Here is a 26,678-nt window from a genome sequence, read left to right as displayed (position 1 = left end):
ACTGTTGCAGATCACTGCCCGGGCGTAGCGTCGAGGACAACTACCGGCCCTCGAATTGGGGAGGCACGAGCCATGAAGCTCCAACTGTTTGCCGAATGGACGAGCTACGCGCTTGGTCTGTTTGCCCTGGTGACCTTCGCCCTGACCCTGCTCGCGGCCGGGTCGGGCTTCACGGGCTGGGCCCTCGTGTCGGGCGGCCTCTGTCTGGCCGCACTCGTGGTCGCCGCGAGCATCGTCGGCGGCACCGTGCGCCACGATCACCACGTCCACCGCCACACGCCACGCTTCCCGCTGCCCGGCGGCGACGCCTGGCCCGAGCGCGGCTGACCGAGTCCGTCGAACACTCAGCGCGAGGGGTAGACGATGAAACTGAACATCTTTGCGACCTGGACGGGTTTCATGCTCGGACTCCTCGCGGTGGCGACGCTGGGGCTCTTCCTGGTCGCTGCCGGTTCGGGGTACGGAGGCTTCGCCGTCATCGCCGGTGTGACGTGCCTGGTGGCGATCGCCTCGGCCGTCGGAGTGGTCGGCGGGACGATCCACCACGACCACAAGCTGAACCTGCAGACGCCGCACTTCCCCTGACTCCGGCGACCGCCCGCGGCAGCGCCCGGGCCGGGGTCAGGACGCGGCCAGCCGGGCCTTCTCGACCTCGACGTCGAAGTCGGCCGGCGGCCAGTGCAGGTCGAGCCGCTCCAACGCGTCGATGAGCAGCTCGGTGACAGCGAGGCGGCTGTACCACTTGCGGTCGCAGGGCACCACGTGCCACGGGGCGTGCTCGGTCGAGGTGCGGTCGAGCATGTCCTGGTAGGCCTGCTGGTACTGCGGCCAGTAGCCGCGTTCGGTGACGTCACCCGGGTTGTACTTCCAGTACTTGTCGGGCCGGTCGAGTCGTTCCGCGAGGCGCTTCTTCTGCTCGTCGAGCGAGACGAACATCGCCACCTTGATCAGCGTGGTCCCGGACTCGACCAGTTCCTTTTCGAAGTGGTTGATCTCGTCGTAGCGCGGTTCCCACTGCTCGGGCGGCACCAGGTTGTGCACCCGCACCACCAGGACGTCCTCGTAGTGCGACCGGTCGAAGACGCCGACCTGCCCGTTGCGGGGCAGTGCCTTGCGGATCCGCCACAGGTAGTGGTGGCGCTTCTCCTCCTCGGTGGGCACCCCGAACGCCGCGTGGTCGACGCCCTGCGGGTCCATGTGGCCGATCACGTTTCGGACCATCCCGCCCTTGCCCGCGGTGTCCATGCCCTGCAGGATCAGCAGCACCGACCGGTTCTCGTCGGTGGCGCGGCCGTTCGCGTACAGCTTCTCCTGCAACGCCGACAGATGGGCGCCGCGCTCTTCGAGCAGCCGCTCGCCGAGTGCCTTGTCGCCGTCGAATCCGGGGGTTCCGTTGCGGTCCAGGTCGGCAACCCGGGTGCTCGGGGTGACTCGTACGGCGTCGACGGCGGGGACGGACCAGCCCTCGTGGGATTTGTTGGACATGGGGACGAGGGTGTCACGTCGGCGCCGGATATGCCGGGCGCCGCACCGTGTTTCGGGGCGAAGTCGGATTTCCGGGGAGGTGTCGACGGTGCCGGGTGCGGCGGGCGTTGACAGTGGTGGGGGTCCGGCGAACACTCGATGCCGAGCCGGATACATCGCCGAGTCGGCAGGGAGACGGGCATGGTGAGCGCGGCCGGTGGGGGCGCCGAAGGCACCCGGGTCCACCGGACCCGGGTGCTGATCATCGGCACGGGCTTCTCCGGGCTGGGCATGGCGATCGAGCTCGTGCGGGCCGGTCGTCGGGACTTCCTGGTGCTGGAGAAGGCCGACGCGGTCGGGGGCACCTGGCGCGAGAACACCTACCCGGGCTGCGCCTGCGACGTGCCCTCGCACATGTACTCGTTCTCGTTCGAGCCGAACCCGAACTGGTCCCGGATGTGGTCGGCGCAGCCCGAGATCCTCGCGTACCTCCGCGGACTGGCCGACAAGTACGACCTGTACCGCAACATCCACTTCGGCCGGTCGAGCTCGGGCGGCCGCTGGGACGAGACCGAGCGCCGCTGGCACGTCCGCACCGCCGACGGCACCGAGTACGTCGCGCAGTTCCTGGTCTCGGCGGTCGGCGCGCTGCACGTCCCGAACGTCCCGGCGCTGCCCGGCGCGCAGACCTTCGGCGGCACGGTGTTCCACTCGGCCCGGTGGGACCACGGCTGCGGCCTCACCGGTAGGCGGGTGGCCGTGATCGGCACCGGAGCCAGCGCGGTCCAGGTCGTGCCCGAGATCGTGGACCGGGTCGCCGGGCTGCAGCTCTACCAGCGCACCCCCGCCTGGGTGGTACCCCGAACGAACTTCGCCATTCCCCCGGGCGTGCGACGAGCCTTCCGGAGGGTTCCGTTGCTGCGCAGGACCTTCCGATACGGGATCTACTGGACGATGGAGGCGTTGGGGCTCGGGCTCAACGGACACGCGAACCTGATGGCGCCGATCGAACGGTCCGCGCGGGCCAACATCGCCAAATCCGTCGACGACCCCGACCTGCGCCGGCGGCTGACTCCGAGCTACCGGATCGGCTGCAAGCGGATCCTCGGTTCCGACGACTACTACCCGGCGCTGGCCCGGCCGAACGTGGAGGTGGTCACCGATCCGATCGAGCGGGTCACCGCGACCGGCATCGTCACCGCCGACGGTGTCGAGCGGGACGTGGATGTGATCATCTACGCCACCGGGTTTCACGTGACCGACGGATTCGAGAACGTGAACCTCGTCGGGGCCGACGGCCGCGACCTGGTCTCGCGGTGGAACCAGGACGGCATCGCGACGCACCTCGGGATCACCGCGGCGGGATACCCCAATGCCTTCTTCCTGCTCGGGCCGAACACCGGGCTCGGGCACAACTCGGTCGTGTTCATGATCGAACAACAGATCCGGTACGCGTGCGCCGCGATGGCGCTGGTCGACGACCGCGGGGCCGACGCGATCTCGGTCCGCGCCACGGTGCAGGACCGGTTCAACGTGGACATCCAGCGCAGGCTCTCGCGAGGGGTCTGGTCCACCGGCGGCTGCGTCAGCTGGTACCTGGACGCGAGGGGGGTCAACCGCACCATCTGGCCCGGGTTCACCTGGCAGTACTGGCTGCGGACCCGGGTGGTCGACCCCGACGACTTCGAACTGGCTACGGGCCCAACGGCTTCCGTTGGCGGCGGGGCAGGCGCGAATTCCGGACCTCCGTGCCGGGGGAGCCCGCGTGGTGCGCCCGGCAGCAACCTGGTCTGACGCTAGTCGAGCTCGTGCTGGGGCCGTGCGCCGAAGGGCCGCCCGGACACGGACCGGACCAGGTGGCTGCCCCACAGGTCGACGGCCGTCACCCGCGCGGTACCGGTGCCCTCGGGTGTCTCGATCTCGAGTTCGGTGCCGGGTGCAGGCGGGTCCGCGGCGCCGAGCGCCTCCGTCAGTCCGCGGACCCGGCCCTGCCACCGGTAGCGCCCGCTGATCGGCTCGAAGTGGCCGGCCAGCTGCACCTCCAGTGCGAGGACGGGACCGTCGCCGACGGTGACCAGCGCCGGTCCGGTGTAGCCGTCGGGCCGGTCGGGTTCGCCGCCGGTGGCGGTGGGGGACTCGCGCACCGTCAGCTGCCCTCGACGGGCTCCGGGATCAGCGGGTGCGGGACGGTCTTGAAGCGGGCAGGCGAGCCCGCGACCGCGGCGATTCCGGTGATCCCACCCCAGGTCATCATCGTCAGGTAGTCGATCAGGTCGGCGGCCGTCATGGACTTGTTGGAGATCCACCAGTGGGTGGCCAGCTGCACGGCGCCGACGATGCCGTAGGCCCAGGGCAGCGCGCCACCCGAGTCCATCTCCATCTGGCGCAGTCGCTCGCCCAGCACCGCGGAGAGCAGGTCGGCGATCATCCGCTCGGACTCGGCGACCACGTCGCGGTTCGGGCCGGAACTGTTCGCCATCACGTACAGGTACACCTCGGGGTCCGAGGCCACCGTCTCGACGTAGGCGGTGATGGCTACCCGGGTCAGCTCGTACTCGTCCATGTCGCCGCCGATGGCCGAGTACATCCGCGGCGCCAGGATGGTCTCGACGTAGCGCATCATGGTCGCGCTGGTCAGGTCGTTCTTGTCGGTGAAGTACCGGTACAGGACGGTCTTCGACACGCCGATCTCCGAGGCGATGTCGTCCATGCCGATGTCCCGGCCGCGAGCGCGGATCGCGGCGATCGTGCCGTCGACGAGCTCCTCGCGCCGCGCGATCTTGTGGTTGCGCCACCGGCGCTTGCGGCCGTCGGGCTTGTCTTCCTTCGCGTCCGCGGCATCCGAGGTCACGGCGGGTGTCGCGGCGTCGGCCGGGTCGGCCTCGGGGTGACCGAGGTCCGATGGTGTGGGAGCTGTCTTCTTCGGCACTGGGTTTGCCACATCCGTTCAGATCTTGATCTCCGGACCAGCTTAGTGGTGCGGATTGTGTGCGGGCGCCCGTCCCCGTGGTGTCGTGGACAAATTCCCCTGCCGCCGATTTCGGCACAATGGCGGTGTGACGAAATTGATGGAGACGGACGACGCCGCCAAGCGGCGTGACCTTCGCAGGATGAAGCTGCTCGCCACTTCGTTCCTGGCGTTCGCGACCGTCGTCTACCTGTTCTGTCGTTGGCAGGAGACGCGGGGAGCGGGCGAGTGGGTCGGCTACGTGCGCGCGGCGTCGGAGGCAGGCATGGTCGGCGCGCTCGCCGACTGGTTCGCGGTCACCGCGCTGTTCCGGCACCCGTTGGGCCTGCCGATCCCGCACACCGCGATCATCAAGAAGAAGAAGGACCAACTCGGCAGCAGCCTCGGCAGCTTCGTCGGGGAGAACTTCCTGGCGCCCGACGTGGTGTCGGAGAAGTTGCACGCGGCGCAGATTCCGGTGCGCGTCGGCACCTGGATGGCCGAGCCCGACCATGCCGCGCGGGTGGCCGCCGAGACGGCGACGATCCTGCGTGGGTTCGTCAGCGTGCTCCGCGACGAGGACGTCCAGCAGATCATCGACAACACCATCGTGCGACGGCTCGCGGAGCCCGCGTGGGGGCCGCCGATCGGCAAGGTGCTGACCGAGCTGATCAACGAGAACCGGCAGCTGCCGCTGCTCGACCTGCTCGCCGAACGGGCCCATCAGTGGGCGCTGGCCAGTCAACCGACCATCGAGCGGGTGATCGACCGGGACAGCCCGGCCTGGTCGCCGAAGTTCGTCGACGCCATGCTCGGCGAGAAGATCTACCGGGAACTGGTCGAGTTCACCTGGAAGGTCCGGTCCAACCCGAACCACGAGGTGCGCCTGGCCGCGAACAAGTTCCTCGTCGACTTCGCCGACGACCTGCAGCACGACCCCGCCACGATGGCCAAGGCGGAGAAGGTCAAGGCGGAGATCATGGGCCGTGCCGAGGTGACCACCGCGGCCGAGGCGGCGTGGAAGGTGGCCAAGCGGATGATCCTCGAGTCGGTCGACGACCCGGAGAGCACGCTGCGGGCCCGGACCCGGGACACCGTGATGCGGCTCGGCGTTCGCCTGCGCGACGAACCGGAGCTCGGCGCCAAGGTCGAGGGCTGGCTGGACAGCGGCGCGCGCTACGTCAGTGCGAACTACACGGCCGAGATCACCGGCGTCATCACCGACACGGTGGCCCGCTGGGACGCGGAGGAGGCGAGCCGCAAGATCGAACTGCAGGTGGGTCGCGACCTGCAGTTCATCCGGATCAACGGCACCGTCGTCGGTGCGCTGGCGGGACTGGGCATCTACGCGCTCTCGCAACTGATGTTCGGCTGATCGACTGTTCACCGGATCGACACCGGCCGCTAACAAGGGTGCTTGCAATAGCTAGCACCCTGCCGTAGCGTGGATTTCACCCACCAGTGAGGGAGTGCAATGCCCGACGAGCCCAAGCCGGCCGGCGACAGTGCGTCCGACGTGGCGGCGCGGGTGGTCAGCTCGGCGGCGCAGGACATCGGCAGCTTCATCAAGTCGCAGCGCGAGGCCGCACAGGTCTCGTTGCGTCAGCTGTCGAAGTTGGCCGGCGTGAGCAATCCCTACCTGAGCCAGATCGAACGTGGGTTGCGTAAGCCCTCGGCCGAGGTGCTCGGCCAGATCGCGAAGGGCCTCCGGATGTCGTCGGAGGTGCTGTACATGCAGGCCGGATTCCTCGAACAGCGCGCGGCCAGTCCGGTGCGCGACGCCCTGCTCACCGACGTGGCCATCACGGAACGTCAGAAGCAGGTGCTCCTCGAGATCTACGAGTCGTTCTGCCGTGAGAACAACCCCCGTCCCGATTCCTCATCCGTTGAACAGGAGAACATCAATGACTGACCTCAACTTCGACAGCGTGAAGACCCCCCTGTACGCCGCGGTCGGCGCGGGCGACCTGGTCGTCCAGGCCGTCGCGGACGTCGTCGCCCAGGTGCGCCAGCGTGCCGACGAGGGTGTCGACGCCGGCGCCACCGTGGACGGTGCCCGTGAGCGCTTCGCCAGCCTCGCCGACGACCTCAACGAGGGTGTCGAGGCGCTGCGCGAGCGCCTCGCCGGGCTGCCGTCCGAGCTGCCCGAGGAGCTCGCCGAGCTGCGCGAGAAGTTCACCGCCGACGAGCTGCGCAAGGTCGCCGAGGCGTACCTCAAGGTCGCGTCCGATCTCTACACCTCGCTCGCGGAGCGCGGCGAGGAGGCCGTCGACCGGCTGCGTCACCAGCCGGCCGTCGAAGAGGGCATCGAGCGCGCCGAGTCGGTGCTTGGCGACGCCGCCACCCTGACCGAGGAGGCGCTCGGCACCGTCGCGCGTCAGACCCGGGTCGTCGGCGAGCAGGCCGCCAAGCTCGCCGGTCGCGCCGCGGAGAAGATCAGCGACGTCGCCGACGAGGTCAGCGACGCGGTGACCGACGCAGGCGAGAACGTCGCGAACCGCTTCGTCGGCGTCGGCGAGAAGGCCGAGTCGACCTCCGAGACCGCCGCCACGAAGGTGGCCGCCGCGGCCACCCCGGTCAAGGCCGCCGTCGCGAAGGCGACCCCGGCCAAGACCGTTGCGAAGCCGGCCCCGGCCAAGGCCGCTGCGAAGCCGGCCCCGGCCAAGCCTGCGCCGGCCAAGCCCGCCGCGAAGGCGCCGGCCAAGAAGGCTCCGGCCAAGAAGGCCACGGACGCCTGATTTCCGTAGTCCCGAGGTTCGGCATGCCGGACCCGCCGTCGACTCCCGCGCAGCACGCTGCGCGGGAGTCGCGACCGTAGAATGGATCCCGTGCTTACTACCGTTAACGGCCTCATGGGTTTGATCATGGAGGCGCTCCGACTGCTCACCCTCGGTGCCGGAGCCTTTGCCATCTTCCATGCGGTCCGGCAGCGGACCGACGCCTTCACGGCCGTCGACAAGCTCAGCAAGCCGATCTGGCTGGGCATCCTGATCGCTTCGCTGCTGGTGGTGCTGGTCCTGCCCACCATGTTCTTCTGGATCATCGCGGTGGTCGCCATCTGCGTCTACCTCGTCGACGTCCGCCCGCGCGTGGACGAAGTTCAGCGTGGTCCGCGCTGGTAGAGCGCGTCCCGCCGGGTTCGTCGCGATAGATGCGAACTCGAGTCACAGACACCCATTGACAACGGGTGTCCGGTCGACGCATGGTGGAGTCAACAGGGCGAACCGGGCCCACTCGACTCTCCACTAGGAGCGACAATGTCGACCGTCCACGATCACGACGTGTCCTCGAACGGGTCCGGATCGCAGCTGCCCCGGATCGGAGATCGCCAGGAGACCGCGGCCAGGCTGCTCGCCTCCGCGGCCCGCAAGTCCTACGACCCGCTCGTCGAGGTGGACTGGACAGCGCCCGTCCCGGACGACCTGCACGGCATGACCCCGGAGTGGTGCAGCCTCTACGGCACGGACCTGTGGGAGACCATGACCGAGCGACAGCGGATCACCCTGACCATGCACGAGTGCGCCAGCGTGGCGGGCACCGGCATCTGGTTCGAGATGATCCTGATGCAGATGCTGCTGCGCGACATCTACCGCCACGACCCGGCGACGCCGCACGTGCAGTTCGCGCTCACCGAGATCGCCGACGAGTGTCGGCACTCCACCATGTTCGCCATGGCTGCACAGCGGTTCGGGGTGCCGTCGTACCAGCCGAAGACCTGGATCCGGCAGTCCGCCCGGCTGTTCAAGGCCACCGCGTCCGGTTCTCTCGCCTACGGCGGAACGCTGTTCGCCGAGGAGATTCTCGACATGATGCAGCGCGACTTCGTCCGGGACGAGCGGGTGCAGCCGATCACCAGGACGGTGAGCCGGATCCACGTACTCGAGGAGGCCCGCCACATCAAGTTCGCCCGCGAGGAGACCGTGCGGCGTTCGCGGCACCTGTCCCGCTTCGCGCGGGCCCGGGTCCGGTTGCTGCTGGGCGTGACCGCGTACTTCGTGGTCACCAGCCTGGTCAACCCCAGGGTCTACGCGGCCGCCGGGCTGGACCCCGCGCAGGCCCGGGCGGCGGCCAAGGCCAACCGGCACTACCACGACAAGATTCGCGAGGGCAGCGCCAAGACCGTCGAGTTCCTCTCGGACGTCGGGTTGGTCGGCGGCCCGTCGACGCTGCTCATGCGGCGCGCACACATCATCTGATCCGGCGGGCCCGGCGCGGCCGGGACCGCCGTCCGGACGCCGGTTGCAGGTGTTCCGGCCGAACATTCACTCACATCACGGAGGTATGACAGGTGGCGGCACAGTCACGCGGTACGACGCGACGGATCCTTGTCGGCGCGTCGGCCGGAGCAGCGCTGATCGGCGCGGGCGCGCTCTGGCGTTCGAAGCGGTCCGCCGCGTCGCGAGCCGTCGGGGCGGCGTCGAACCCGTATCTCGGCGATCCGGTCGCGGCGCCGGAGGTGTTCGAGGTGACCTCGGCCGACGGCACCGCGATCAATGTGCACGCCTACGGGGACCCGTCGGCGCAGCCCGTCGTGCTCAGCCACGGCTGGACCTGCTCGACGGTGTTCTGGCATCCGCAGGTGAACGGGCTGGCGGGGGACTTCCGGGTGATCACCTACGACCAGCGCGGCCACGGCCGAAGCGCGCGCGGCGCGAATCCGCTGACCGTCGACGTGCTGGCCGACGACCTGTCCGCCGTGCTGGCGGCCACGGTGCCCGCAGGCCGTCGGGCTGTGCTGGTCGGCCACAGCATGGGCGGAATGAGTGTCACCTCCCTGGCGGCCCGGTACCCGGAGCAGGTCGGGGAGCAGGTCGGCGCGGTGCTGCTGGCCAGCACCGCCACCGACCACCTGGTCGACGAGTCCACGCTGGTCCCGCTGTTGCGCAAGCTCAAGACGGTCCCGGACCCGGTCGGCCGCGCCATCCTCGGGTCCACCGTGCCGATGGCCCGGCCGCTGGCCGGCACCGCCGCGACCCGGCGGATGATCCAGTACGCGGCGATGGCGCCCGGGTCGACGGCGGACGAGGTCGAGTTCTGCACCCGCATCGTCGCCGAGTGTTCCGGCCGTACGCGGGGCGGCTGGGGCGCGGCCATGCACGGGCTCGACCTCCGGGCCGGCCTGGCCAACCTGTCCGTGCCCACGACGGTGCTCGTCGGCACCGCGGACCGGCTCACCCCGCCCGGGCACTCGGTGCGGATCGCCGGAGCCCTCGACAGCCTCGGTCACCTGGAGCGGCTGATCCGGCTGCCCGGCATCGGTCACATGAGCACGGTCGAGGCCCCGGACGAGGTGAACGCGGAGATCCGCCGCCTGGCTACGCGCATCTCCGCCTGAACACAACCCGGTCTGACCGCAACTCCGCCTGAACGCTCGTTCGGCACGCCCTCCGCCCGGCCACCTCGCCGCCCGCATGAACGGTTCCGTTCATTCGATCCAATCGAATGAACGGAACCGTTCAGTCGGTGTGGGCGGTGTGCGTGGGGTGGGGCGGTGTTGGGGTCAGCTGAACACGACGGTCTTGCGGCCGTGCACCAGGATCCGGTCCTCGAGGTGCCAGCGCAGGCCGCGGGAGAGCACCAGCTTCTCGATGTCGCGTCCCTGCCGGACCATGTCCCGGACCTCGTAGGAGTGGTCCACCCGGATCACGTCCTGCTCGATGATGGGTCCGGCGTCGAGCTCGGCGGTCACGTAGTGGCAGGTCGCGCCGATCAGCTTCACGCCGCGGGCGAAGGCCTGGTGGTAGGGGCGGGCGCCGACGAACGACGGCAGGAAGCTGTGGTGGATGTTGATCGCGCGGCCGGCCCAGTGCGCGCACAACTCCTCGGGCAGCACCTGCATGAACCGGGCCAGGACGACGGCGTGCGGGTCGTGGGCGTCGACGAGCTTGCGGACCTGCTCGAAGGCCGGGCCGCGCTCGGCCGGGTCCTTCGGGAACGACACGTAGTGGAAGTCGATCCCGTGCGCGCGGGTCACGTCCGCGAGGTCGGGATGGTTGCCGATGACGGCGCAGATCTCGGCGGGCAGCTCGCCGCCTGCGGCCCGGCCGAGCAGGTCGTGCAGGCAGTGCGCCTCCTTGCTCACCAGCAGCACCACCCGCTTGCGCTCGCCCGAGTCCGCGAGCGTCCACTCGGTCTCCGGTCCCAGCTCGGCGGCGACCTCGGCGAACCGTTCGCGCAGCTCGCCCAGGCTGAGCGAGACCGACGACGCCCGCACGGCCTGTCGGGTGAAGAACCAGCCGGAGTCCGGGTCTGCGTGGTACGCGGCTTCGACGATGGATCCACCCACCTCGGCGAGGAAGGTCGAGATGCGGGCGACGATGCCGGTGCGGTCGGGGGTGCCGAGGCTGAGCACGTAGCGACGGTCGTCGGCGGGCGCGGGGTTACTCATGGTCCCAGTCTCTCAGGTGGGCCGCGATCGGACGGGCAGCACCGGTCAACCGGTCACCACGGCCGTGCCGACCAGGGTGGTGGCGTCGAGGGTCTCGACGTCCCGCTCGGTGAGCAGCGACAGGAAGTCGCGCCGGATCGACTCGACGGTGTCGTCGTCGAGGCCAAGCAGCGGTGCCCGCATCGCGCCGCCGAGGATCAGGTCCCAGGCCAGCTGCGGTGTCGCGGGCAGCAGGTTGGACAGCTCGGTGACCTCGACCGAGTGCGCGCCGAATCCGGTCAGCCAGTCGGTCAGGGCGGCGGCAGTGTCGAAGCGTGACAGCGGCGACGCGTCGGTCCGGCTCGGCGCGGGTCCGGTCAGGTGGCGGGCCAGCACGTCGGCGTAGGCGCGGGCGAAGTCCGTGAGGGCGCCGCGCCGCCACACGGTGACGCCGATCCGGCCGCCCGGGCGCAGCAACCGGACCAGCCGGTTCACCGACTGGTCGGTGTCCGGGAGGAAGAAGATGCCGTACGAACAGGCCAGGGCGTCGTAGCCGGCGGCGGGCACGGTGCTCGGCGGTTCCCACTCGGTGGCGTCGGCCCGGACGAAGTCGACGTTGTGCAGCGCCCGGTCGGACGCGACCAGGCGGCCCATCTCGAGCAGGTCGTCGGCGACGTCGACGGCATGCACCAGGCCGGTCGGGCCGACGGCCGCGGCGGCGGGCAGCGCCGAGGCGCCGGCGCCGCTGCACACGTCGAGCACGGCGTCGCCGGGGCGCAGCCGGAGCTGGGTGATCAGCGACTGCCCGGCCGGACCCCAGACCTGCGGGGTGAGGCGGTCGAACTCACGGATGCCGGCGTTGAACACGGCCGCCAGCTGGTCGTTGCTCATGCCCGCCACGGTAGTCCGGGCCGATGGTCAGAGCTCGTAGAACGCGGGCGCGTACCGGAACTCGCCGGTCATCCCGGGCGTGTACGCGTCGAGGGTGCGCACCTGGAAGTGCGAGACCCAGTCCGGGACGCCGGGGTCGATCGACAGCGTCGAGCCGAGGACGAATCCGAACTTCGGGTAGTACTCCAGGTGTCCGAGCAGCGCGACCAGCGGCTCGCCGAGCGCGTCCGCGGCGCCGAGGCTCGCGTGCATCAGCGCGGCACCGACGCCGCCGTGCTGGTACGCGGGCGGCACCCCGATCGGACCGAGCGCCAGGACCGGCCTGCCGTCGAGGGTGGCCCGGGTCAGGCAGATGTGCCCGCGCACCTCGCCGTCGACGTCGGCGACCAGCGACAGTGCGGGCACCCAGGCGTCCGAGGCCCGCAGCGCGGCGACCAGGGGGACCTCCACCGGTTCGCCGCCGTCGGGGGCCTGGTCGGCGAAGGCCGCCCGGTGCACGGCGGCGATCGCGTCGATGTCGGACGGGCGCTCGCGTCGGATCAGCATGAGGCCATGGTGTCCGCAGACCGGCGCCGACGCAACCGGATTTCGGCGCTGCCCGGTGCGGCGACGGTGCTGTGCCAAGCTCTTGGGCATGCCTGCCGCACCCACCCGCGCCCGCGTCGCCGCGATGGTTGACCACACCCTGCTCAAGCCCGAGGCGACCGGTGCCGACGTCGCCGCGCTGATCGAGGAGGGCCGCGCGCTGGCGGTGTACTCGGTGTGCGTGTCGCCGTCGATGCTGCCGGTGCGGGCCGAGGGCCTGCGGGTCGCCGCGGTCGCGGGCTTCCCGTCGGGCAAGCACCACTCGCTGGTCAAGGGTGCCGAGGCGCGGCTCGCCGTGCAGCAGGGCGCGCACGAGATCGACATGGTCATCGACGTCGGTGCGGCGGTGGCGGGTGACTACAACGCGGTCCTCGCGGACATCCTCACGGTGCGCGAGGGCATCGACGACGAGACGGTGCTCAAGGTGATCCTGGAGACCGCCGCGTTGACCGACGAGGCGATCGTCGAGTGCTGCCGGGCGGCCGAGCGGGCGGGCGCGCAGTTCGTGAAGACCTCCACCGGATTCCACCCCGCCGGGGGTGCGTCGGTCGCGGCGGTCCGGCTGATGGCCGAGACGGTCGGCGGCAGGCTCGGGGTCAAGGCCAGCGGCGGCATCCGCGACGCGGACACCGCGCGGGCGATGATCGAGGCCGGCGCGACCCGGTTGGGATTGTCCGGGACCCGCGCCGTCCTCGACGGGTTCGCCGACTGAGCGGCCCGCTCGCCGCCTACGTCAGCAGTGCGCAGCTGCTCGGCACGTCCACCTGCGCGGCGTTCGGATCGGCCACCGGCATCGTGTAGGCGTCGCCGGACAGCGTCATCTGCAGTCCCGTGTCGGTCATGGTCAGCGAGTCGGCGGTCATGCCCAACGGGAAGGTCTGCAGGGTGCTGGTCAGGACGTCCACCACGCCGCTCACCAGGTCGGTGGGGATGCCGAGACCCAGCAGTTCGGCGCCGACCGCCTCGACGGTGATGGCGCCGCCGCTGGCCTGCGGCCGGACGGTCAGTTCGGCCAGACCCAGGATCTGGAACTGCAGCGTGCCTGCGGTGGCGTCGGAGGTGACGCCGGTGATCAGGCGGCCGAAGGGCTGCGCCTGGAGGGTGGCCAGGATCCCGGCGGTGGACCAGTCGACCTCCGCGGTGGAACTGCCGACCGTCGCGCCGGTGGTGCCTGCGTTGGTCAGGTCGACGTCGTTGACCCGCGCCTTGACGTGCATGTCCTGCGCGGGACCGAAGCTGGAGTCGTCGCTGGTGACCTCGATGTACGGCACGCTCTTGTCGAGGACCTGCAGCAGCATCGGCTTGGCGCTGAGGTCGACGGCCACCTTGGAGCCGAGTTCGCTCTGGAACTGGTCGGCCATGCACTGCTTGACGCTGTGCCGGACGTAGAGCTCGGCGCCGACCAGGGCTGCGACCAGCGCGACGATCACCGCAAGGATGATCAGCAGGGTGCGGTTTCGCTTCGGCGGTGACGTCGCCGGACGGGGCTGGGCGTTCGCGGTGGTGGCCATTGCACGGATTCTTCCCGACTTTTCTGTGTTGTCTCTGAGAACTCGCGATTGTGTCGGCTTCACAAATCCTGATGTGACGTAGAACACAGTTGGACGTACTGTGTCGACATGGACGACAACGCAGGGAACCGGCACCGGCAACAGGACCGCGACCTCTACGTGCAGGCCCGGGAACAGGACGGCTACTTCACCGCATCGCAGGCGCGGGCCGTCGGCTTCTCCGTCGCGGACATCGGCGCCGCGATCGTCGCGGGGTCCTGGGTGCCGGTGGAGCCCGGCCTGTACCGGCTCACCCAGTGGCGTTCGACCGACCTCGAGGAGGTGGCCCGGTGCTGTGTCTGGTTCGACGACGCGGTGGTCTCGCACCAGAGCGCCGCCGAACTGCACGGACTCGGCAGCCTGCACCCGCAGTTCCTGCACGTGACAGCGCTCACCGAGATGTACCACCGGATGGACCGGGTGGCGGTGCACCGCAGCGTGCTGGCGTTCAGCGACTGCGAGCACACCGGCAGCTTCCGGATCACCACGCCGCTGCGCACGGTGCTCGACCTGGCCGAGGGCGGAGTCTCGCAGTGGGTGCTCGACGAGGTGGTGGGCGACGGATTCGCCATCGGCCGGCTCGACCGCGGTGCGCTCGAGGCGGCGCTGGCGGGCTGCTCGGCGCACGTGAACCAGCGGATCGGGCGGGCGCTGCGCACCGCCTTCTGAATCCGTGGACCGCGCGCCCCCGTTCAGCCGCCCGGCGCCACCTGCGACCAGGGCACGGTGAGCACGCAGTCGCGCATCCGGCGCCGCGGCACCTCCACCGGCAGCCCCTGCGCGCGTAACGACTCCAGCGCCACCCGCCAGCGCACCCGAGGACCGAACGGGGCGTGCGGCGCCGCGTTCGCCCAGGCCCGGTCCGCGTCGGCCAACAGGTCGTGGATGCCCTCGCCCGCGACGTTGCGGTGGATCAGCGCCTTCGGCAACCGCTCGGCAACGTCGCCGGGGCGGTCGATGTCGAAGGGATCCCAGGCCAGGGTCAGCGTCAGCGGCCGATCCTTGTCGAGCAGGACCCAGGCACAGCGCCGACCCAGTTCGTCACAGGTTCCGTCGATCAGCAGCCCGCCCGGGGCGAGCCCGGACTGCAGTTTCGACCAGGCGCCCGCGACCGCCTCCTCCGGGTACTGGCGCAGCACGTTGAACGCGCGGACCAGGGTCGGGCGCAGGCCGGCGAGCTCGAAGCCGCCGCGCGCGAAGCTGACGCCGTCACGGCCCTCGACGACGCGGTCGGGATCGATCTCGAGACCGACGACCCGCAGGTCGCCGCGGAGGGTGCGCAGCCTCGACGCGAGCTCGAAGGTGGTGTCCGGCCGGGCGCCGTAGCCGAGGTCGACGACGAGCGGGTCCGGCGCCTGCCGCAGCGCGCGGGCGACCTCCGGGCGGTGCACCAGCCAGCGGTCGCTGCGTCGCAGCCGGTTGATCCCGGTGGTGCCGCGGGTGATTACGCCGTCCGGTCTGGGCCGGCCGGTCGCGGCGCGGGGCATCGGACTACTGCTTGGCGAGCCAGTCGGCGGTGACCTCGGCCTCGGTGCGGAACAGGTCGACGAGGTTGACGAGCATCACCTGTTCGAGCTTGCCGCCCACGAACGGGATGAACACCTTGGCCTCGGACGAGGTGCGCAGGGTGCAGCCGGTGTCGGTGCTGAACAGTGACATGGTGCCGGTCAGGCTGCCCGGGCCTGCCGGGATGGAGGCCTGGTAGGTGCCGGTGACCGGTTCACCGAAGGGGCTGTAGTGCTCCCGACGGGTGATCACCATGTCCTTCTTCATCACCGTCTGCGCGAGGTCCGGCAGGCCGTCGCGGGGGATGATGTGGTGCAGGACGAGGTCGATGCCGTCGTCGCCGATCTCGAGGCTCTCGACGCGGTTGTCCGAGTACTTGCGGAGCTCCTCGATACGCGCCTCCCAGTAGTCCCGGTTGGTCAGCGCGGCGTACACCTGCTCGGTGGAGTGGGTGTAGCGGGCGGAGTAGTCGATGCGACGAGCCATGACGGGCAGGGTACCGGCTCGGTGACGAAGTCAGGTACACCCGCCCGGTCGGGCGGGTGTACCTGAGGTTGACGGTTCGTCGGTCAGGCGTTGGCCGCGACCCACTCCTCCACGACTTCCTGGTCGCGACCGAGGATTCCGAGGATCTGCTCGGCGACCATGCCCTCGATGGTGCCGCCGATCAGCTTGATGTCGACATCGACCTCGCCCGTGACGGTCACAGTGCAGCCGCCGTCGGACTCGGCGAGCACGGCGGTGCCGTTCACCGTGACCGGCATGCCGGTGGTCACCGCGGTGAAGGAGCCGTCGGCGCGGCCGTCGGCCAGCGGGCCCCACACCTCGCCGCGGACGATGGACAGGTCGCCCTTGATGATCTTGCCGATCATGCTGGGCATCTTGTCCTTGTCGAACGACTGGGCCAGGCCCACGTCGATGGTGCCCTCGCCCGCGGTGAGGTGGTCGAGCGTCAGCCCGTACTCGGCGCCCTTCTCGACGCGGCGAAGCCAGAAGTTCTCGTCGGTGAGGGTCCGGTGGACGGCCTCGACGGGCAGCGAGTAGGTGGTGGTCAATTCGATTTTGCGCGACATTGAAGGGAGGTTACCCGGTCGCCCCGGCGCGTGTCACGGTGTGCCACATACATTGTCGTGGTATGCGAGGTGCGTTCGTCGTCAGGTGTGCGAGCCGAGCCACTCGGCGGTGAAGCGGTCCTCGTTCTCGAGCAGTTCGGTCACCTGGTCGGCGATGACGCCCTCGATCTTTCCGCCGATCAACGGCAGCTTCACCTCGACCTGTCCGTCGAGCGCGACGGTGGAGCCGGTGCCGTCCGCGGACAGCGTCAGGGCGCCGGACAGTGTCGCCGGGACCCCCTCGACGCGGGCGGTGAAAGTGCCGCGCGCGCGGTCGCCGTCGAGCGGGCCCCAGGTCTCGGTGCGGGTGATGACGAGGTCGCCGGGCCGGATCTTGGTGACGATCGACGGCAGGTGCTCGGCGGGGATCGCCTGGGCGACCTCGACGTCGACGGTGCCGTCGGCCACGGTGAGGTGCCCGAACGAGGCGCCAGGACCGCCGACCTCGGCGAGGCGGTCGCGCCAGTACTGCTCGCTCGTGAGCGCGCGGTGCACCTCGGCCACGGACTGCGGGTACGAGGACGAATGCGGAATGTGGCGGGCCATGGCCGGCACGCTACCGTTTCCTATCGTGCTGGCCTTACAAGACATGGCGACGGAATTCGGGGCCGAACTGGAGACGGACGTGCCGCTGTCGCGGTACACCACGCTGCGCCTCGGCGGACCCGCCCGCGCGATGCTCACCTGTCGCACCACCGACACCCTGGTTGCGGTGGTGCGGGCGCTCGACGCGTCGGGTATCCCGGTGCTGGTCCTCGGTGGCGGCTCGAACCTGCTGATCGCGGACGAGGGCGTGGACGCGATCGTGGTCCGGGTGGCCAACGCGACCACCAGGCTCGGTGCCGACCACGTGTACGCCGAGGCAGGCGCGGTGTGGGATGACGTCGTCGCCGAGTCCGTCGCGGCTGGGCTCGGCGGCCTCGAGTGCCTGTCCGGGATCCCCGGGTCCGCGGGCGCGACGCCGGTGCAGAACGTCGGCGCCTACGGCGTCGAGGTCGGGTCGCTGCTGCGCCGCGTCCAGTTGCTGGACCGGGCCGCAGGCGAGGTGCGCTGGGTGACGCCCGACGAACTCGGCCTCGGCTACCGGACCAGCGTGCTCAAGCACTCGGACGCCGCGCTGGTTCTGGCCGTGGAGTTCGCCACCCGGCCCGACGGGCTGAGCGAGCCGCTGCGATACCGCGAACTGGCCACCGCGCTGGGTGCCGAGGAGGGCGAACGCCGGTCGGCGGCCAAGGTCCGCGAGGTGGTCCTCGGGCTGCGGGCAGGCAAGGGGATGGTCCTCGACGCCACCGACCACGACACCTGGAGCGCAGGCTCCTTCTTCACCAACCCGGTGGTCCCGGACGGCCGGCTGGCCGAGGTGCTGGCCGCGATCGCGGCCCGGCTCGGCGACGAGGTGCGGGTGCCACAGTTCCCCGGTGACGGTGGGACAAAGCTGTCGGCGGGCTGGCTGATCGAGCGGGCCGGTTACGGCAAGGGCTACCCGGGGTCGGACGCCGCGGCGCGACTGTCGACCAAGCACACCCTCGCCCTGACCAACCGCGGGGCGGCGTCGACGCGGGACCTGCTGGCGCTGGCCAGGGACGTCCGGGACGGCGTCCAGGACACCTTCGGGGTGCGGCTCGAGCCGGAACCGGTGGCGGTCGGCTGCACGGTCTGAGCCGACCCGGTCACATCGGCGGGAGGTCACTCCGTGCCGCAGGTACCTTGGTTTACGTGCGTAACCAGGGTAGATGGACAAAACGGGCCCGGGTCGGGCCACTGATCGTGCTGCTGCTGGCGGCTGTTGTCGCGCTGCTGGCGGGCTGCGCGGGCGGCGGCTCGCAGGACCCTGCCGACCGGCAACCGGTGGCCGAGCTGACGCAGATTCCGGCTGCCGGTGCGACCGGGGTGAACCCGACGGCCCCCGCCTCGGTGACCGTCGCCCACGGCACGCTGGCGGACGTAGCCCTCGTGACCGAGACCGGAAAAGTGGTGGCGGGCACGCTCACCCCGGACCGGACGGCCTTCCACGTCACCGAGCCGCTCGGCTACGGCGGCACCTACACCTGGTCCGGGACCGCGACCGGGACCGACGGCCGGACGGTGCCCGTGCAGGGCGGTTTCGCGACCGTCGCGCCGAGGTCGGTGATCTCGGCGAACACCAACATCGGGGACGGCCAGGAGGTGGGCATCGCGGCGCCGGTCATCCTCGAGTTCAGCGACCACGTCGCGGACCGGGCCGCGGTGGAGAAGGCGTTGACCGTCACCACCGACCCGCCGACCCCCGGCTCGTGGGCCTGGCTGCCCGACGACGGCGGCTCCCGCGTCCACTGGCGCCCGCAGAACTACTGGGCGCCCGGCACCACGGTGAACCTGGTGGCCAAGCTGTACGGCGTCGACTACGGCGACGGCGCGTACGGGGCCGAGGACCTGAGCGTCGACTTCACCGTCGGCCGCAGCCAGATCGTCAAGGCGGACGCCCCGAGTCACCGGATGCAGGTGGTCCGCGACGGCGCCACGGTGATGGACATCCCGGTCAGCTACGGCGAGGGCGACGAGGACCGCAATGTGACCCGCAGCGGCATCCACATGGTCACGGAGAAGTACGAAGACTTCCTGATGTCGAATCCGCCGTTCTACGAGAACGTCCGCGAGCACTGGGCGGTGCGGATCTCCAACAACGGCGAGTTCATCCACGCCAACCCGGAGACCACGGGCGTGCAGGGCTCGGCGAACGTCACCAACGGCTGCATCAACCTGTCCCTGTCCGACGCGCAGGCCTACTTCGGCACCGCGATGTACGGCGACCCGGTGGAGGTGACCGGGACCCGGATCGAGCTGTCCGCCGCGGACGGCGACGTCTACGACTGGGCGATCGACTGGCCGACCTGGCAGTCGATGTCGGCGCTGCCCACGGGGGCCGTTCCGGCAATCTGAGTTCCACCACCGCCCGTCGTCCGGCCGGGTGGAACCGAACCCGCCCCGTGCCGCGTCCATACGGGTGACGGGCCGACACTGGTGCCCGGCCGAGCCTGCGGGGGACGCGTGAGAAATTCGGTGGAGCAGGGGGAGTTGCGGGCCCGCAACGAGGCGCTGCGGGTGCAGGTCGACGGCATGCTCGAGGAGCTGCACCGGCGCTCGGACCGGCTGACGCGGGTCCAGGCCGAGGTGACGGCGCTGCGGATCGAGGAGTCGACGCCGGACGGGCTGGCCCGGGTGACCGTCGACGCAGGCGGGGCGGTCGTCGGGATCGACCTGGCGCCCGAGTCCTTCGCCACGAGCACACCGCGGCGGCTCGGCGCGGCACTGGCCGCGGCCGCACAGGCCGCCGCGGCCACCGCACGCGCCCGGGCCCGGGAGCTGGCGGTGCCGAGTGGCGACGCCGGCCTCCCGGACCTGCCCGACCTGATTCCCGGCGCGCCGAGCCTGCGCGACCTGATGCCGACCGTGAACGCCTCGGCTCCGCCGGTGGACCCGGCACCGGAGGCCGCGGACTGGACGCCCGGCGGGTCGGTCCTGCGTGGAGCCGAGCGGTGACCGGCGTCGTCCGGGTGGACACGGGCGGACTGCGGGGCGCCGCGCCCCGCTTCGAGGCGGTCGCCGACGCACTCGAGCGCGTCCGGGTCGAGCTGGCGGGTGCCCTGGATGCCGAGGGCACCGCGTGGGGTTCGGACGAGACCGGCAGCGCGTTCGGTCTGGCCTACGTGCCGGGTTCGGACGCCGCCGTCGACGGACTGCGGCGGGTGACCGAGGCGCTGCGCGCGGTCGCGGCGACGGCAACCGGCACCGCCGTCGCGTTCGACGCGGCGGACCACGGGTTCGCGGGCCGCCTCGGGGGTCCTTCCTGATGGGCCTCGAGATACCGGACGGCCTGCGCGGTGTCGCCTCGGTGGTGGTCGGGACGGACTGGCCGGAGGCGGACGAGGCCGCGCTCCGCCGGCTGGCCGCCGCGTGGGACTCCGCGTCGGCGGCGGTGGGTGGGATCTCCCGTGACGGTGACGCCGCGATGGCGGAGGCACTCGGCGCGGTGGTCGGCGACGTCGACGCGGCGATGCGGCGGTACTGGGCGGGCCTCGACGGCAGCGACGGCGCGTTCGCGGCACTGGTCGGTCTGTGTGATCGGCTGGCGCAGTCGTGTGATCGCGCCGCGACCGACATCGAGCACACCAAGCTGACCGTCATCGCGGCGCTGGTGCTGCTGGCCGCGGAGTTGGCGTCGCTGGCGGCGGCCGCGATTCCGACGTTGGGTGCCTCCACCGCGGCGATGCCCGCGGCCCAGGTCGCCACCGGTGTCGCGGTGCGGATCGCGGTGCGCGAGTTGCTCCTGCGGTTGTTGGCGGACGCCGCCCGGAGCACCGCCCGGAACGCGATGCAGGACGGGGCAGTTCAGGTCCTGCAGATCCTGCAGGGGCACCGGCGGTCGATCGACACCGACGGACTGGTCTCCGGGGCGATCGAGGGCTTCGTCGACGACGTGGTGTCCGTCGGGGTGAACACACTCGGGTCCGGTGCGACCTCGACGATCGGGCGGCTCGGTGTCGAGTCCGTCGCCGGTGCGGCCGGCTCGGTCGCCGGCGCGGTGGCATCGGGCGAGGACGCGACCTGGCAGGACCTGACCTCGGGCGGGCTCGGTGGCGCGCTCGGTGCCCTGGAGGCGCCGGTGGAACCGCGGCGGACCGCGCCGCGTCCAACCGGGTGAACCGGTGTGGACCGGGCCGGTGGGGAAGCCGGCGGTGGCCGGTGCGGCAGCTGCGGAGGGGGCAGCTGCCGCACCGGGTACCTCGACACCCGACGTCGGTGCCCGCGCGGCGCGCGCCCGGGACCTTCCGGCGAGGTTCGAGCATGACGAGGGGGATCCGAGATGGCGCTGCCCAGCCTGCAGGACCTGAGCGATGCGCTCGGGACACTGGCGTCGAGTGCGCTCGACGACTACGTCGAGCTGGCGAGGGACCCCGCCAACAAGGTCATCGACGTCGTGTCCGCGTTCGACTTCGCCGAACGGGGTCGGGTGCGCGACGAACTGGACGCGGGCAACTCGGCGCGCTCGGACCTGTACGGAGAGCAGGACCGTCTCCGCGGCCGGTTCGGTGGCGAGTACGACGCGCCGTCGCTCGGCAGTGACGAGTGCTTCGATGCGATGTCCCACGAGGACATCAAGTCCGCCGTGGACGCGATGGACGCCGAGCCCATCCGGGCCAGTGCGGAGGGCTGGGCGAGGATCGGCTCCGCGCTCGCCGAGGGCCTCTCCGGATTCAGCGCCGCGCTCGCCACGGAGATCGGCGAAGGCTGGGAGGGCGTCGCCGCGGACCGGGCACGTTCGGCCACCACGGAATACGTCGCCGCCTCCGAACGGCTGGCAGCGGCCGGACGACTCGTCGGGACCAAGATCGACGAGGCCGCAATCGGGGTCAGCCAGGTGAAGGCAACCGTGCCGGCCGTCGAGGGCACCGAGCCGCTCGAGTGGGTCTTCAACACCGCACTGCCCGGGGTCGGGTTGGTCAAGGGGTGGGTGCACGGCGCGGACGAGGCGCACCAGCAGGCGATCGGGATCATGAAGTCCGTCTACCTGCCGGTGATGCGGCGCGCCGACACCTTCGTCCCGGTCCTGCCCCGCCCGCGCGACGTCGCAGGCCCGCCCGGTGGGTCCGGCCCGTTCACGCCTCCCGCGGGAACCGAGATCGCAGGCGGCGCGGACGGATTCGGCTCGGCGGTCGCCGGCGCATCGGGTGCCGACCTGGCGGCGGGCGCGGGTGCGGGCGCACCTCCGTCGCCGGGAGCCGTCGCGCCGACCGGTCCGGGCGGTGCCGATCCGTCGGGCAGGCCGGGCGGTGTCGAGGCCCCGGGTCTCGATCTCCCGCGGCCCGGTGTGGCGGATCCGGGAGCCTTGGTGGATGCGCCTGTGACGAATTCACCATCGGTGCCGGAGGCATCGTCAGATGCGTGGACCGCGCCGGCATCGGCCGACGGTGCCGGCGGGGTGGGCGCAGGCAGCGGCGCCGGGACGAGCGTCGGCACTGGGACGAGCGTCGGCACCGGGGGCCCGGGCCCGGTCGGCGAGCGGGGCGGTCCCGGTCCGGGGCCGGCTGCGGGCGGCTCGTACGCGACCGGCGCCGGCGGGAACGGGGTCGCCGGCGGTGGCGGGCCGGTCGGCGCGGGAATCGGCGGGTCGGCCGGCGCGGACGCGGTCGCGAACCGCGCACCCCGGGGGCCCGGACCGCTCGGGTCGCCGACCGGCGGCGGGATCGGTTCGGCTCCCGGAACCGGGGGAGCCGCCGGCGCGGGTGCGACGGGACGGCCGGGCGCGGCGGGTGCGGGGATGATGCCCGGTGGTGCCCGCGCGGCAGGCGAGGACGACCGGGAACACCCGACACCCGGCTACCTCGTCAACGTCGACAACGGCAACACCCTGGTGGGCAGGCTCCCGCTGGTCGCGCCGTCGGTGATCGGCGGATGAGCCGCGGCAGCTGGCAGCTGAGTGCGCTCGAGTTCGCCGTGCTGTGGGAGCGCCTCGGCCGGGACCGGTTGCCGTACCCGTTCCGGTTTCGTGGCACCGCCGGGACCCTGGCCCAGTTCCAGGCCCAGCGCGCCGAGGCCGCCCGGCGGGTGCTGGCCCGGATCGACGAGCCGATGTACGAGGCGCTCACCGCACTGGCCGAGCCCGCCGTGCGGATCGAACTGTGCGGCCTGCACGGCGACCGGTTCGAGTCGATGGTCAGGGTGCACGCCGGAATCCGGTGCGGGTGGGCCACCGTCGCGGTCCAGCAGCCCGGATCCGACCCGCACGCGGGCGCCGACGTCCGGCTGACGGTGGTGCCTGCCTGCGACGTCGGTACGGCGGTGGTCCGGGCCGTCCCGCCGGTGTCGCCCGGTCGGCATCCCGCGGTGTCGGTGCCGCGCGTGCCGTCGCTTGCGCGCCGCGGCACCGTCATGTCGCCCGCCGCGCGTCGACCGGGCGGTGACCGGCGGGAAGAGTTCTTCACCCGTCCGCGAACCGGACTCGGCGAGGTGACCGTCTTCGCGGGGCCGGCCTACGACAACCGTCCGGGCGGTGACGGCGACGGCTTCCACTGGATCGACCTCGCCGAGGACGGCCGCTACCTGGTGCACGGCGCCGAGACCGTCCACGCCCGGCCCGCGGGCCACGCGGACCTCGCGGCGCAGCTGCTTCCGCTCGTCGCCGCGGCCGAGGCGGCGCGGCTGTCACACTGAACGGCGTGTATCGAGAGCGGGCGGCGACGATTCCCGGCGCCGTGCTGTGGACGAGCGAACCCGTGGCGGACGCGGCACACCGGATCCTGCCCGACGGCAGCATGGACCTGATCTGGCTCGCGGGCCGGTTGGTGGTGGCCGGGCCCGACACCGCCGCGCACGTGTCGACGTCGGCGGAGACCACGCGCATCGTGGGGCTGCGGTTCGCCCCCGGCCAGGGGCCCGCCGCGCTGGGTGTGCCCGCCGACGGGCTGGTGGACACGCGGGTCCCGCTCGCCGAGCTGTGGAACCCCGCGCTGGTCCGGCGGTGGGAGTCGCGGCTGTCGGGGGCGTCCGCACCCGGCCTGCTGCTCGAGCAGTTGGGCGGGGAGCGGCTCGACGAGGCCGACCCGGACCTCCGGCTGCTCGCGACAGCGACCGGGCTGCTGCGGGCGGGCGTGCCCGTCGCGGCCGTCGGTGCCCGGGTGGGACTGAGCGAACGGCAGCTGCGCCGCCGGTCCGTGCGGGCCTACGGCTACGGACCCAAGACCCTGAGCCGGATCCTGCGGTTCACTCGGGCGGTGGAGCTGGTGCGCGCGGGTACGCCCCCGGCGGTGGTGGCCGCCCGGCTGGAGTACGCCGACCAGGCCCACCTCGCCCGCGAGGTGCGGCAACTGGCAGGCGTCCCGCTGGGCGCACTCGGCTGAACGGGCCGGATCGGCCGCCGCGAGGCGTCAGGAGAGCGCGGCGAACAGGTCCACCGAATTGCCGTCGGGATCGTGGATCGTCGCGTACCGCTGTCCCCAGAACGCATCCCAGGGCGCCAGCTTCCCCTCGTATCCCGCGGCGACCAGTTCGGCGTAGCAGGAGTCGACCTCGGCGGGGTCCGCGCAGGCGAACGCCAGGCTCAGCCGCTGGCCGCCGGACCCCGGCGTCCAGTCCGGGTCGAAGGACCGGATGGTGGCCTCGGTGTCCCAGGCCACCCGCAGGCCCTGCCCCAGCACGGCCTCCACGTGGGGTTCGGTGTCCGCGGCGGCGGGCAGGTCGAAACCCAGCCGCCGGTAGAAGGCCAGCGAGCGGGCCATGTCGGCGACGACGATTCCCACGAGATCCAGGCGAGGTGTCATGGGACAACCCTACGAACCCCGGCCCGCGCCGTCTTGAACAAATCGGACGCCTCCGCCGCTACCAGCGGTTGCGGACCTGCTCGGCGAACCCCAGCAGGTCCCGGACCTCGCGCCGGGTGCCGTCGTCGAGCACGACGTGGCCGGTGTAGCGCCCGAACACCTGGTGCTGGACGGAGCCGAGCACCACGAGGTCGGTGCGGGCGGCCCGGTCGAGGACCGGCTCGAAGGTCATCTCGAACCGGCCGTCGTTGCTGGTGAAGGTCCACGGTGCGCTGTCGTACGAGGCCGGGGCGCCGTCGGGCAGGTGGAAGGTGACCTCGTCCAGCTTGTGCGCGCGGCCGTCGACGAACACCATGTTCTCGGTGCCCGCCGAGGTGTCGCCGAAGCCGTGGCCGATGTTGAAGCCGAACGGCCTGCCGTCGAGCAGGCCCGACGCCGAACCCCAGTACCAGGTGTTGTCGTAGGTCCACACGCCGCGACCCCAGTCGAGGACGCCGAAGGCGCTCGCCGGATCGAAGGCGAACGAGGTGCCGCCGACCACCACCTCGCCGCTCGCGGGCAGACAGTTGATCTTCTGGTTGTAGTAGAACGCCTTGGGGGCGTTGGGGAACGGCGTGGCGACGACCATCCGGTCCATCTCGGGCTGGTCGAGCAGCAGTTCGCCGCGCAGGCCGCGGCCACCGTCGAATCCCGGGTGGTCGACGGTGAGCAGCCGGCCGCCGTCGGTGTGCCGGAACTCGATCCGCAGCTCGCGTCCCCGGCCGGTCCGTCGGGCGACCACCACGTCGCCGGCATCCGCGCTGGCGGGCAGTCCCATCGAACCCAGCGGGAACGGCAGCATCACGTTCTCGGTCACCTCGGTGCGGGCGGTGAGATCCAGCCAGGACACCCCGAGCAGGCCCATGTACCCGTTGTCGGCCACGGTCAGCGCGATCCCGACCTCCGCGGTGAGCACGCAGTAGTAGTCCCACTCCTTGACCCGCAGCTTCGACGCGGCGACGGCGGGGCGGTCGTAGCGTCGCAGTTCCGCTGTGGCCCAGCCGGACTCGGCCAGGCGACCGCGCCCGTCGAGCAGGTCGCCGGGGGTGAGGCGGTGCCGCATCAGTCCTGCTTGCGGGAGAACCGGCCCGGGCCCGCCTGGTCGCGGGGCTTGATGATGATCTGGTCGAGGTTCACGTGCGAGGGCCGGGACGCGACGAAACCGATCACCTCCGCGACGTCGGCGGCCACCAGCGGGCTGATGCCCTCGTACACCTTGGCTGCGCGCTCCTCGTCGCCGTCGAAGCGCACCAGGGAGAACTCGGTCTCCACCGCGCCCGGTGCGATCTCGGTGAGCCGGACGGGCAGCCCGAGCAGTTCGCCGCGCAGGGTCCGGTGCAGCACGGCCTGCGCGTGCTTGGCGCTGGTGTAGCCCGAGCCGTTGTCGTAGGCCTCGAACGCGGCCACCGAGGTGATCGTGACGATCAGGCCGTTGCCCGATGCGATCAGCTTGGGCAGCAGGGCCTTGGTCACCCGCAGCGTGCCGAGGACGTTCGTCTCCCACATCCAGCGCCAGTCGTCCAGGTCGGCCTCCAGCACCGGTGCCAGGCCCTTGGCCCCGCCGGCGTTGTTCACCAGCACGTCGACCCGTGGCAACACCGCGGCGAAGGCGTCCACCGAGTCCTCGTCGGTCACGTCGAGCTCCAGGGCGGTGCCGCCGATGTCGCGGGCCAACTGCTCGAGCCGGTCCAGTCGACGGGCACCGACCACCACGTGGAAGCCCTGCGCGGCGAGCGTCCGTGCGGTGGCCTCGCCGATGCCGGAGCTTGCTCCGGTGACGACGGCAATGTGTTCATCAGGCGAGATGGTCATGGCTATCAGCCTAGGCGCAGCGGTCTGGGAGGCGGCGGTGTTGGAGGCGAGGAATGGGTCCGCCCCCGGCCGCAGCGGCCGGGGGCGGACCCGTCATGGCGGGTCGGT

Annotated in this window: 33 protein-coding genes; 19 read left to right on the top strand and 14 right to left on the bottom strand. The window is 71.4% G+C overall.

Annotated features, from left to right (window positions below):
* Positions 1 to 72: 72 nt before the first annotated feature.
* Both ACFO6S_RS16135 and ACFO6S_RS16130 read left to right on the top strand, forming a co-directional pair.
* A complete protein-coding gene (locus ACFO6S_RS16135; protein ID WP_378418637.1) occupies positions 73 to 327 on the top strand; it encodes a hypothetical protein in 255 nt (84 codons plus the stop codon).
* Between the two features lie 36 nt (positions 328 to 363).
* The gene (locus tag ACFO6S_RS16130; RefSeq protein WP_378418635.1) at positions 364 to 585 is read left to right on the top strand and encodes a hypothetical protein; all 222 of its coding nucleotides are present in this window, start codon (positions 364 to 366) and stop codon (positions 583 to 585) included.
* Between the two features lie 36 nt (positions 586 to 621).
* Here ACFO6S_RS16130 and ACFO6S_RS16125 read toward each other — a convergent pair whose 3' ends face one another.
* On the bottom strand, positions 622 to 1,485 hold the full coding sequence (locus tag ACFO6S_RS16125; protein ID WP_378418633.1) for a polyphosphate kinase 2 family protein: 864 nt from the start codon (positions 1,483 to 1,485) through the stop codon (positions 622 to 624).
* 180 nt (positions 1,486 to 1,665) lie between these two features.
* On the opposite strand from ACFO6S_RS16125, the gene ACFO6S_RS16120 reads away from it, so the two are divergent.
* Positions 1,666 to 3,258 carry a flavin-containing monooxygenase gene (locus tag ACFO6S_RS16120; protein ID WP_378418632.1) on the top strand — a complete coding sequence of 531 codons (1,593 nt, stop codon included), beginning with the start codon at positions 1,666 to 1,668 and terminating at the stop codon, positions 3,256 to 3,258.
* 2 nt (positions 3,259 to 3,260) lie between these two features.
* On the opposite strand, the gene ACFO6S_RS16115 is transcribed toward ACFO6S_RS16120, so the two are convergent.
* The gene (locus ACFO6S_RS16115) at positions 3,261 to 3,608 is read right to left on the bottom strand and encodes a DUF4873 domain-containing protein (protein ID WP_378418630.1); all 348 of its coding nucleotides are present in this window, start codon (positions 3,606 to 3,608) and stop codon (positions 3,261 to 3,263) included.
* Positions 3,609 to 3,610: 2 nt separating this feature from the next.
* The gene (locus ACFO6S_RS16110; protein WP_378418733.1) at positions 3,611 to 4,315 is read right to left on the bottom strand and encodes a TetR/AcrR family transcriptional regulator; all 705 of its coding nucleotides are present in this window, start codon (positions 4,313 to 4,315) and stop codon (positions 3,611 to 3,613) included.
* A gap of 217 nt (positions 4,316 to 4,532) precedes the next feature.
* On the opposite strand from ACFO6S_RS16110, the gene ACFO6S_RS16105 reads away from it, so the two are divergent.
* From ACFO6S_RS16105 to ACFO6S_RS16080, 6 genes are all read left to right on the top strand, one after another.
* Positions 4,533 to 5,786: a DUF445 domain-containing protein gene (locus ACFO6S_RS16105; protein ID WP_378418731.1), complete on the top strand. Its 1,254-nt coding sequence runs from the start codon at positions 4,533 to 4,535 to the stop codon at positions 5,784 to 5,786.
* A 99-nt stretch (positions 5,787 to 5,885) separates the two neighbouring features.
* Complete coding sequence (locus ACFO6S_RS16100; RefSeq protein ID WP_378418629.1) at positions 5,886 to 6,323, top strand: helix-turn-helix domain-containing protein; 438 nt, start codon at positions 5,886 to 5,888, stop codon at positions 6,321 to 6,323.
* Entirely contained in the window at positions 6,316 to 7,149 is an 834-nt protein-coding gene (locus ACFO6S_RS16095; RefSeq protein ID WP_378418627.1) for a heparin-binding hemagglutinin, read from the top strand. Before ACFO6S_RS16100 ends, ACFO6S_RS16095 begins: the two co-directional genes overlap by 8 nt.
* 114 nt (positions 7,150 to 7,263) lie before the next feature.
* Positions 7,264 to 7,533 carry a DUF2516 family protein gene (locus ACFO6S_RS16090; RefSeq protein ID WP_378418625.1) on the top strand — a complete coding sequence of 90 codons (270 nt, stop codon included), beginning with the start codon at positions 7,264 to 7,266 and terminating at the stop codon, positions 7,531 to 7,533.
* Between the two features lie 135 nt (positions 7,534 to 7,668).
* Complete coding sequence (locus ACFO6S_RS16085) at positions 7,669 to 8,607, top strand: AurF N-oxygenase family protein (protein ID WP_378418624.1); 939 nt, start codon at positions 7,669 to 7,671, stop codon at positions 8,605 to 8,607.
* Between the two features lie 92 nt (positions 8,608 to 8,699).
* A complete protein-coding gene (locus ACFO6S_RS16080) occupies positions 8,700 to 9,746 on the top strand; it encodes an alpha/beta fold hydrolase (RefSeq protein WP_378418622.1) in 1,047 nt (348 codons plus the stop codon).
* A gap of 165 nt (positions 9,747 to 9,911) precedes the next feature.
* On the opposite strand, the gene purU is transcribed toward ACFO6S_RS16080, so the two are convergent.
* The 3 genes from purU to ACFO6S_RS16065 are packed head-to-tail and all read right to left on the bottom strand — an operon-like array spanning position 9,912 to position 12,215.
* Entirely contained in the window at positions 9,912 to 10,799 is an 888-nt protein-coding gene (gene purU / locus ACFO6S_RS16075) for a formyltetrahydrofolate deformylase (RefSeq protein WP_378418620.1), read from the bottom strand.
* A gap of 45 nt (positions 10,800 to 10,844) precedes the next feature.
* Complete coding sequence (locus ACFO6S_RS16070; protein ID WP_378418618.1) at positions 10,845 to 11,669, bottom strand: class I SAM-dependent methyltransferase; 825 nt, start codon at positions 11,667 to 11,669, stop codon at positions 10,845 to 10,847.
* A 27-nt stretch (positions 11,670 to 11,696) separates the two neighbouring features.
* On the bottom strand, positions 11,697 to 12,215 hold the full coding sequence (locus ACFO6S_RS16065) for a GNAT family N-acetyltransferase (RefSeq protein ID WP_378418616.1): 519 nt from the start codon (positions 12,213 to 12,215) through the stop codon (positions 11,697 to 11,699).
* Positions 12,216 to 12,303: 88 nt separating this feature from the next.
* Here ACFO6S_RS16065 and deoC point away from each other — a divergent pair, with 88 nt between their 5' ends.
* Positions 12,304 to 12,966, top strand: a complete 663-nt coding sequence (gene deoC, locus ACFO6S_RS16060) for a deoxyribose-phosphate aldolase (protein ID WP_378418614.1) — start codon at positions 12,304 to 12,306, stop codon at positions 12,964 to 12,966.
* A gap of 16 nt (positions 12,967 to 12,982) precedes the next feature.
* Here deoC and ACFO6S_RS16055 read toward each other — a convergent pair whose 3' ends face one another.
* Positions 12,983 to 13,765, bottom strand: coding sequence for an LmeA family phospholipid-binding protein (locus ACFO6S_RS16055; protein WP_378418612.1), 783 nt, complete (start codon positions 13,763 to 13,765; stop codon positions 12,983 to 12,985).
* Between the two features lie 108 nt (positions 13,766 to 13,873).
* Here ACFO6S_RS16055 and ACFO6S_RS16050 point away from each other — a divergent pair, with 108 nt between their 5' ends.
* Positions 13,874 to 14,473: a type IV toxin-antitoxin system AbiEi family antitoxin domain-containing protein gene (locus ACFO6S_RS16050; RefSeq protein ID WP_378418610.1), complete on the top strand. Its 600-nt coding sequence runs from the start codon at positions 13,874 to 13,876 to the stop codon at positions 14,471 to 14,473.
* A 23-nt stretch (positions 14,474 to 14,496) separates the two neighbouring features.
* On the opposite strand, the gene ACFO6S_RS16045 is transcribed toward ACFO6S_RS16050, so the two are convergent.
* The 4 genes from ACFO6S_RS16045 to ACFO6S_RS16030 all read right to left on the bottom strand — a co-directional run bounded on the left by ACFO6S_RS16045 (position 14,497) and on the right by ACFO6S_RS16030 (position 16,968).
* Positions 14,497 to 15,291, bottom strand: a complete 795-nt coding sequence (locus tag ACFO6S_RS16045) for a class I SAM-dependent methyltransferase (protein ID WP_378418608.1) — start codon at positions 15,289 to 15,291, stop codon at positions 14,497 to 14,499.
* A gap of 4 nt (positions 15,292 to 15,295) precedes the next feature.
* Positions 15,296 to 15,796, bottom strand: coding sequence for a DUF2505 domain-containing protein (locus ACFO6S_RS16040; protein ID WP_378418606.1), 501 nt, complete (start codon positions 15,794 to 15,796; stop codon positions 15,296 to 15,298).
* Between the two features lie 83 nt (positions 15,797 to 15,879).
* The gene (locus ACFO6S_RS16035) at positions 15,880 to 16,383 is read right to left on the bottom strand and encodes a DUF2505 domain-containing protein (RefSeq protein WP_378418604.1); all 504 of its coding nucleotides are present in this window, start codon (positions 16,381 to 16,383) and stop codon (positions 15,880 to 15,882) included.
* 81 nt (positions 16,384 to 16,464) lie between these two features.
* Entirely contained in the window at positions 16,465 to 16,968 is a 504-nt protein-coding gene (locus tag ACFO6S_RS16030) for a DUF2505 domain-containing protein (RefSeq protein WP_378418602.1), read from the bottom strand.
* A 43-nt stretch (positions 16,969 to 17,011) separates the two neighbouring features.
* Between ACFO6S_RS16030 and ACFO6S_RS16025 the strand changes: the two genes are divergently transcribed.
* From ACFO6S_RS16025 to ACFO6S_RS15990, 8 genes are all read left to right on the top strand, one after another.
* On the top strand, positions 17,012 to 18,082 hold the full coding sequence (locus ACFO6S_RS16025) for a UDP-N-acetylmuramate dehydrogenase (RefSeq protein WP_378418729.1): 1,071 nt from the start codon (positions 17,012 to 17,014) through the stop codon (positions 18,080 to 18,082).
* A gap of 56 nt (positions 18,083 to 18,138) precedes the next feature.
* Entirely contained in the window at positions 18,139 to 19,341 is a 1,203-nt protein-coding gene (locus ACFO6S_RS16020) for a L,D-transpeptidase (protein ID WP_378418600.1), read from the top strand.
* Positions 19,342 to 19,449: 108 nt separating this feature from the next.
* Positions 19,450 to 19,941, top strand: coding sequence for a YbaB/EbfC family nucleoid-associated protein (locus tag ACFO6S_RS16015; RefSeq protein WP_378418598.1), 492 nt, complete (start codon positions 19,450 to 19,452; stop codon positions 19,939 to 19,941).
* On the top strand, positions 19,938 to 20,252 hold the full coding sequence (locus ACFO6S_RS16010; protein ID WP_378418596.1) for a WXG100 family type VII secretion target: 315 nt from the start codon (positions 19,938 to 19,940) through the stop codon (positions 20,250 to 20,252). The genes ACFO6S_RS16015 and ACFO6S_RS16010 overlap by 4 nt, the downstream gene beginning before the upstream one ends.
* Complete coding sequence (locus ACFO6S_RS16005) at positions 20,252 to 21,103, top strand: WXG100-like domain-containing protein (protein WP_378418595.1); 852 nt, start codon at positions 20,252 to 20,254, stop codon at positions 21,101 to 21,103. The genes ACFO6S_RS16010 and ACFO6S_RS16005 overlap by 1 nt, the downstream gene beginning before the upstream one ends.
* A gap of 162 nt (positions 21,104 to 21,265) precedes the next feature.
* Positions 21,266 to 22,858, top strand: a complete 1,593-nt coding sequence (locus ACFO6S_RS16000) for a WXG100 family type VII secretion target (RefSeq protein ID WP_378418593.1) — start codon at positions 21,266 to 21,268, stop codon at positions 22,856 to 22,858.
* Positions 22,855 to 23,613: an ESX secretion-associated protein EspG gene (locus ACFO6S_RS15995; protein ID WP_378418591.1), complete on the top strand. Its 759-nt coding sequence runs from the start codon at positions 22,855 to 22,857 to the stop codon at positions 23,611 to 23,613. The genes ACFO6S_RS16000 and ACFO6S_RS15995 overlap by 4 nt, the downstream gene beginning before the upstream one ends.
* A gap of 5 nt (positions 23,614 to 23,618) precedes the next feature.
* Positions 23,619 to 24,299: a helix-turn-helix domain-containing protein gene (locus ACFO6S_RS15990; protein ID WP_378418590.1), complete on the top strand. Its 681-nt coding sequence runs from the start codon at positions 23,619 to 23,621 to the stop codon at positions 24,297 to 24,299.
* Positions 24,300 to 24,326: 27 nt separating this feature from the next.
* Here ACFO6S_RS15990 and ACFO6S_RS15985 read toward each other — a convergent pair whose 3' ends face one another.
* From ACFO6S_RS15985 to ACFO6S_RS15975, 3 genes are read right to left on the bottom strand one after another with little or no spacing between them, the layout of a single operon-like run.
* Positions 24,327 to 24,719, bottom strand: a complete 393-nt coding sequence (locus tag ACFO6S_RS15985; protein ID WP_378418588.1) for a VOC family protein — start codon at positions 24,717 to 24,719, stop codon at positions 24,327 to 24,329.
* Positions 24,720 to 24,777: 58 nt separating this feature from the next.
* Positions 24,778 to 25,821 carry a DUF2804 domain-containing protein gene (locus ACFO6S_RS15980; protein WP_378418586.1) on the bottom strand — a complete coding sequence of 348 codons (1,044 nt, stop codon included), beginning with the start codon at positions 25,819 to 25,821 and terminating at the stop codon, positions 24,778 to 24,780.
* Positions 25,821 to 26,570 (bottom strand): SDR family NAD(P)-dependent oxidoreductase, encoded by a 750-nt coding sequence (locus ACFO6S_RS15975; protein ID WP_378418585.1) that lies wholly within the window; start codon positions 26,568 to 26,570, stop codon positions 25,821 to 25,823. The genes ACFO6S_RS15980 and ACFO6S_RS15975 overlap by 1 nt, the downstream gene beginning before the upstream one ends.
* Between the last annotated feature and the right edge of the window lie 108 nt (positions 26,571 to 26,678).

It is taken from the genome of Rhodococcus kronopolitis (assembly GCF_042654025.1).
In the GTDB taxonomy this organism is placed as follows: Bacteria; Actinomycetota; Actinomycetes; order Mycobacteriales; family Mycobacteriaceae; genus Rhodococcus_G; species Rhodococcus_G kronopolitis.
The sequence above is the reverse complement of the archived record's forward strand: the minus strand, read 5'-3'. Positions and strand labels throughout refer to the sequence as shown.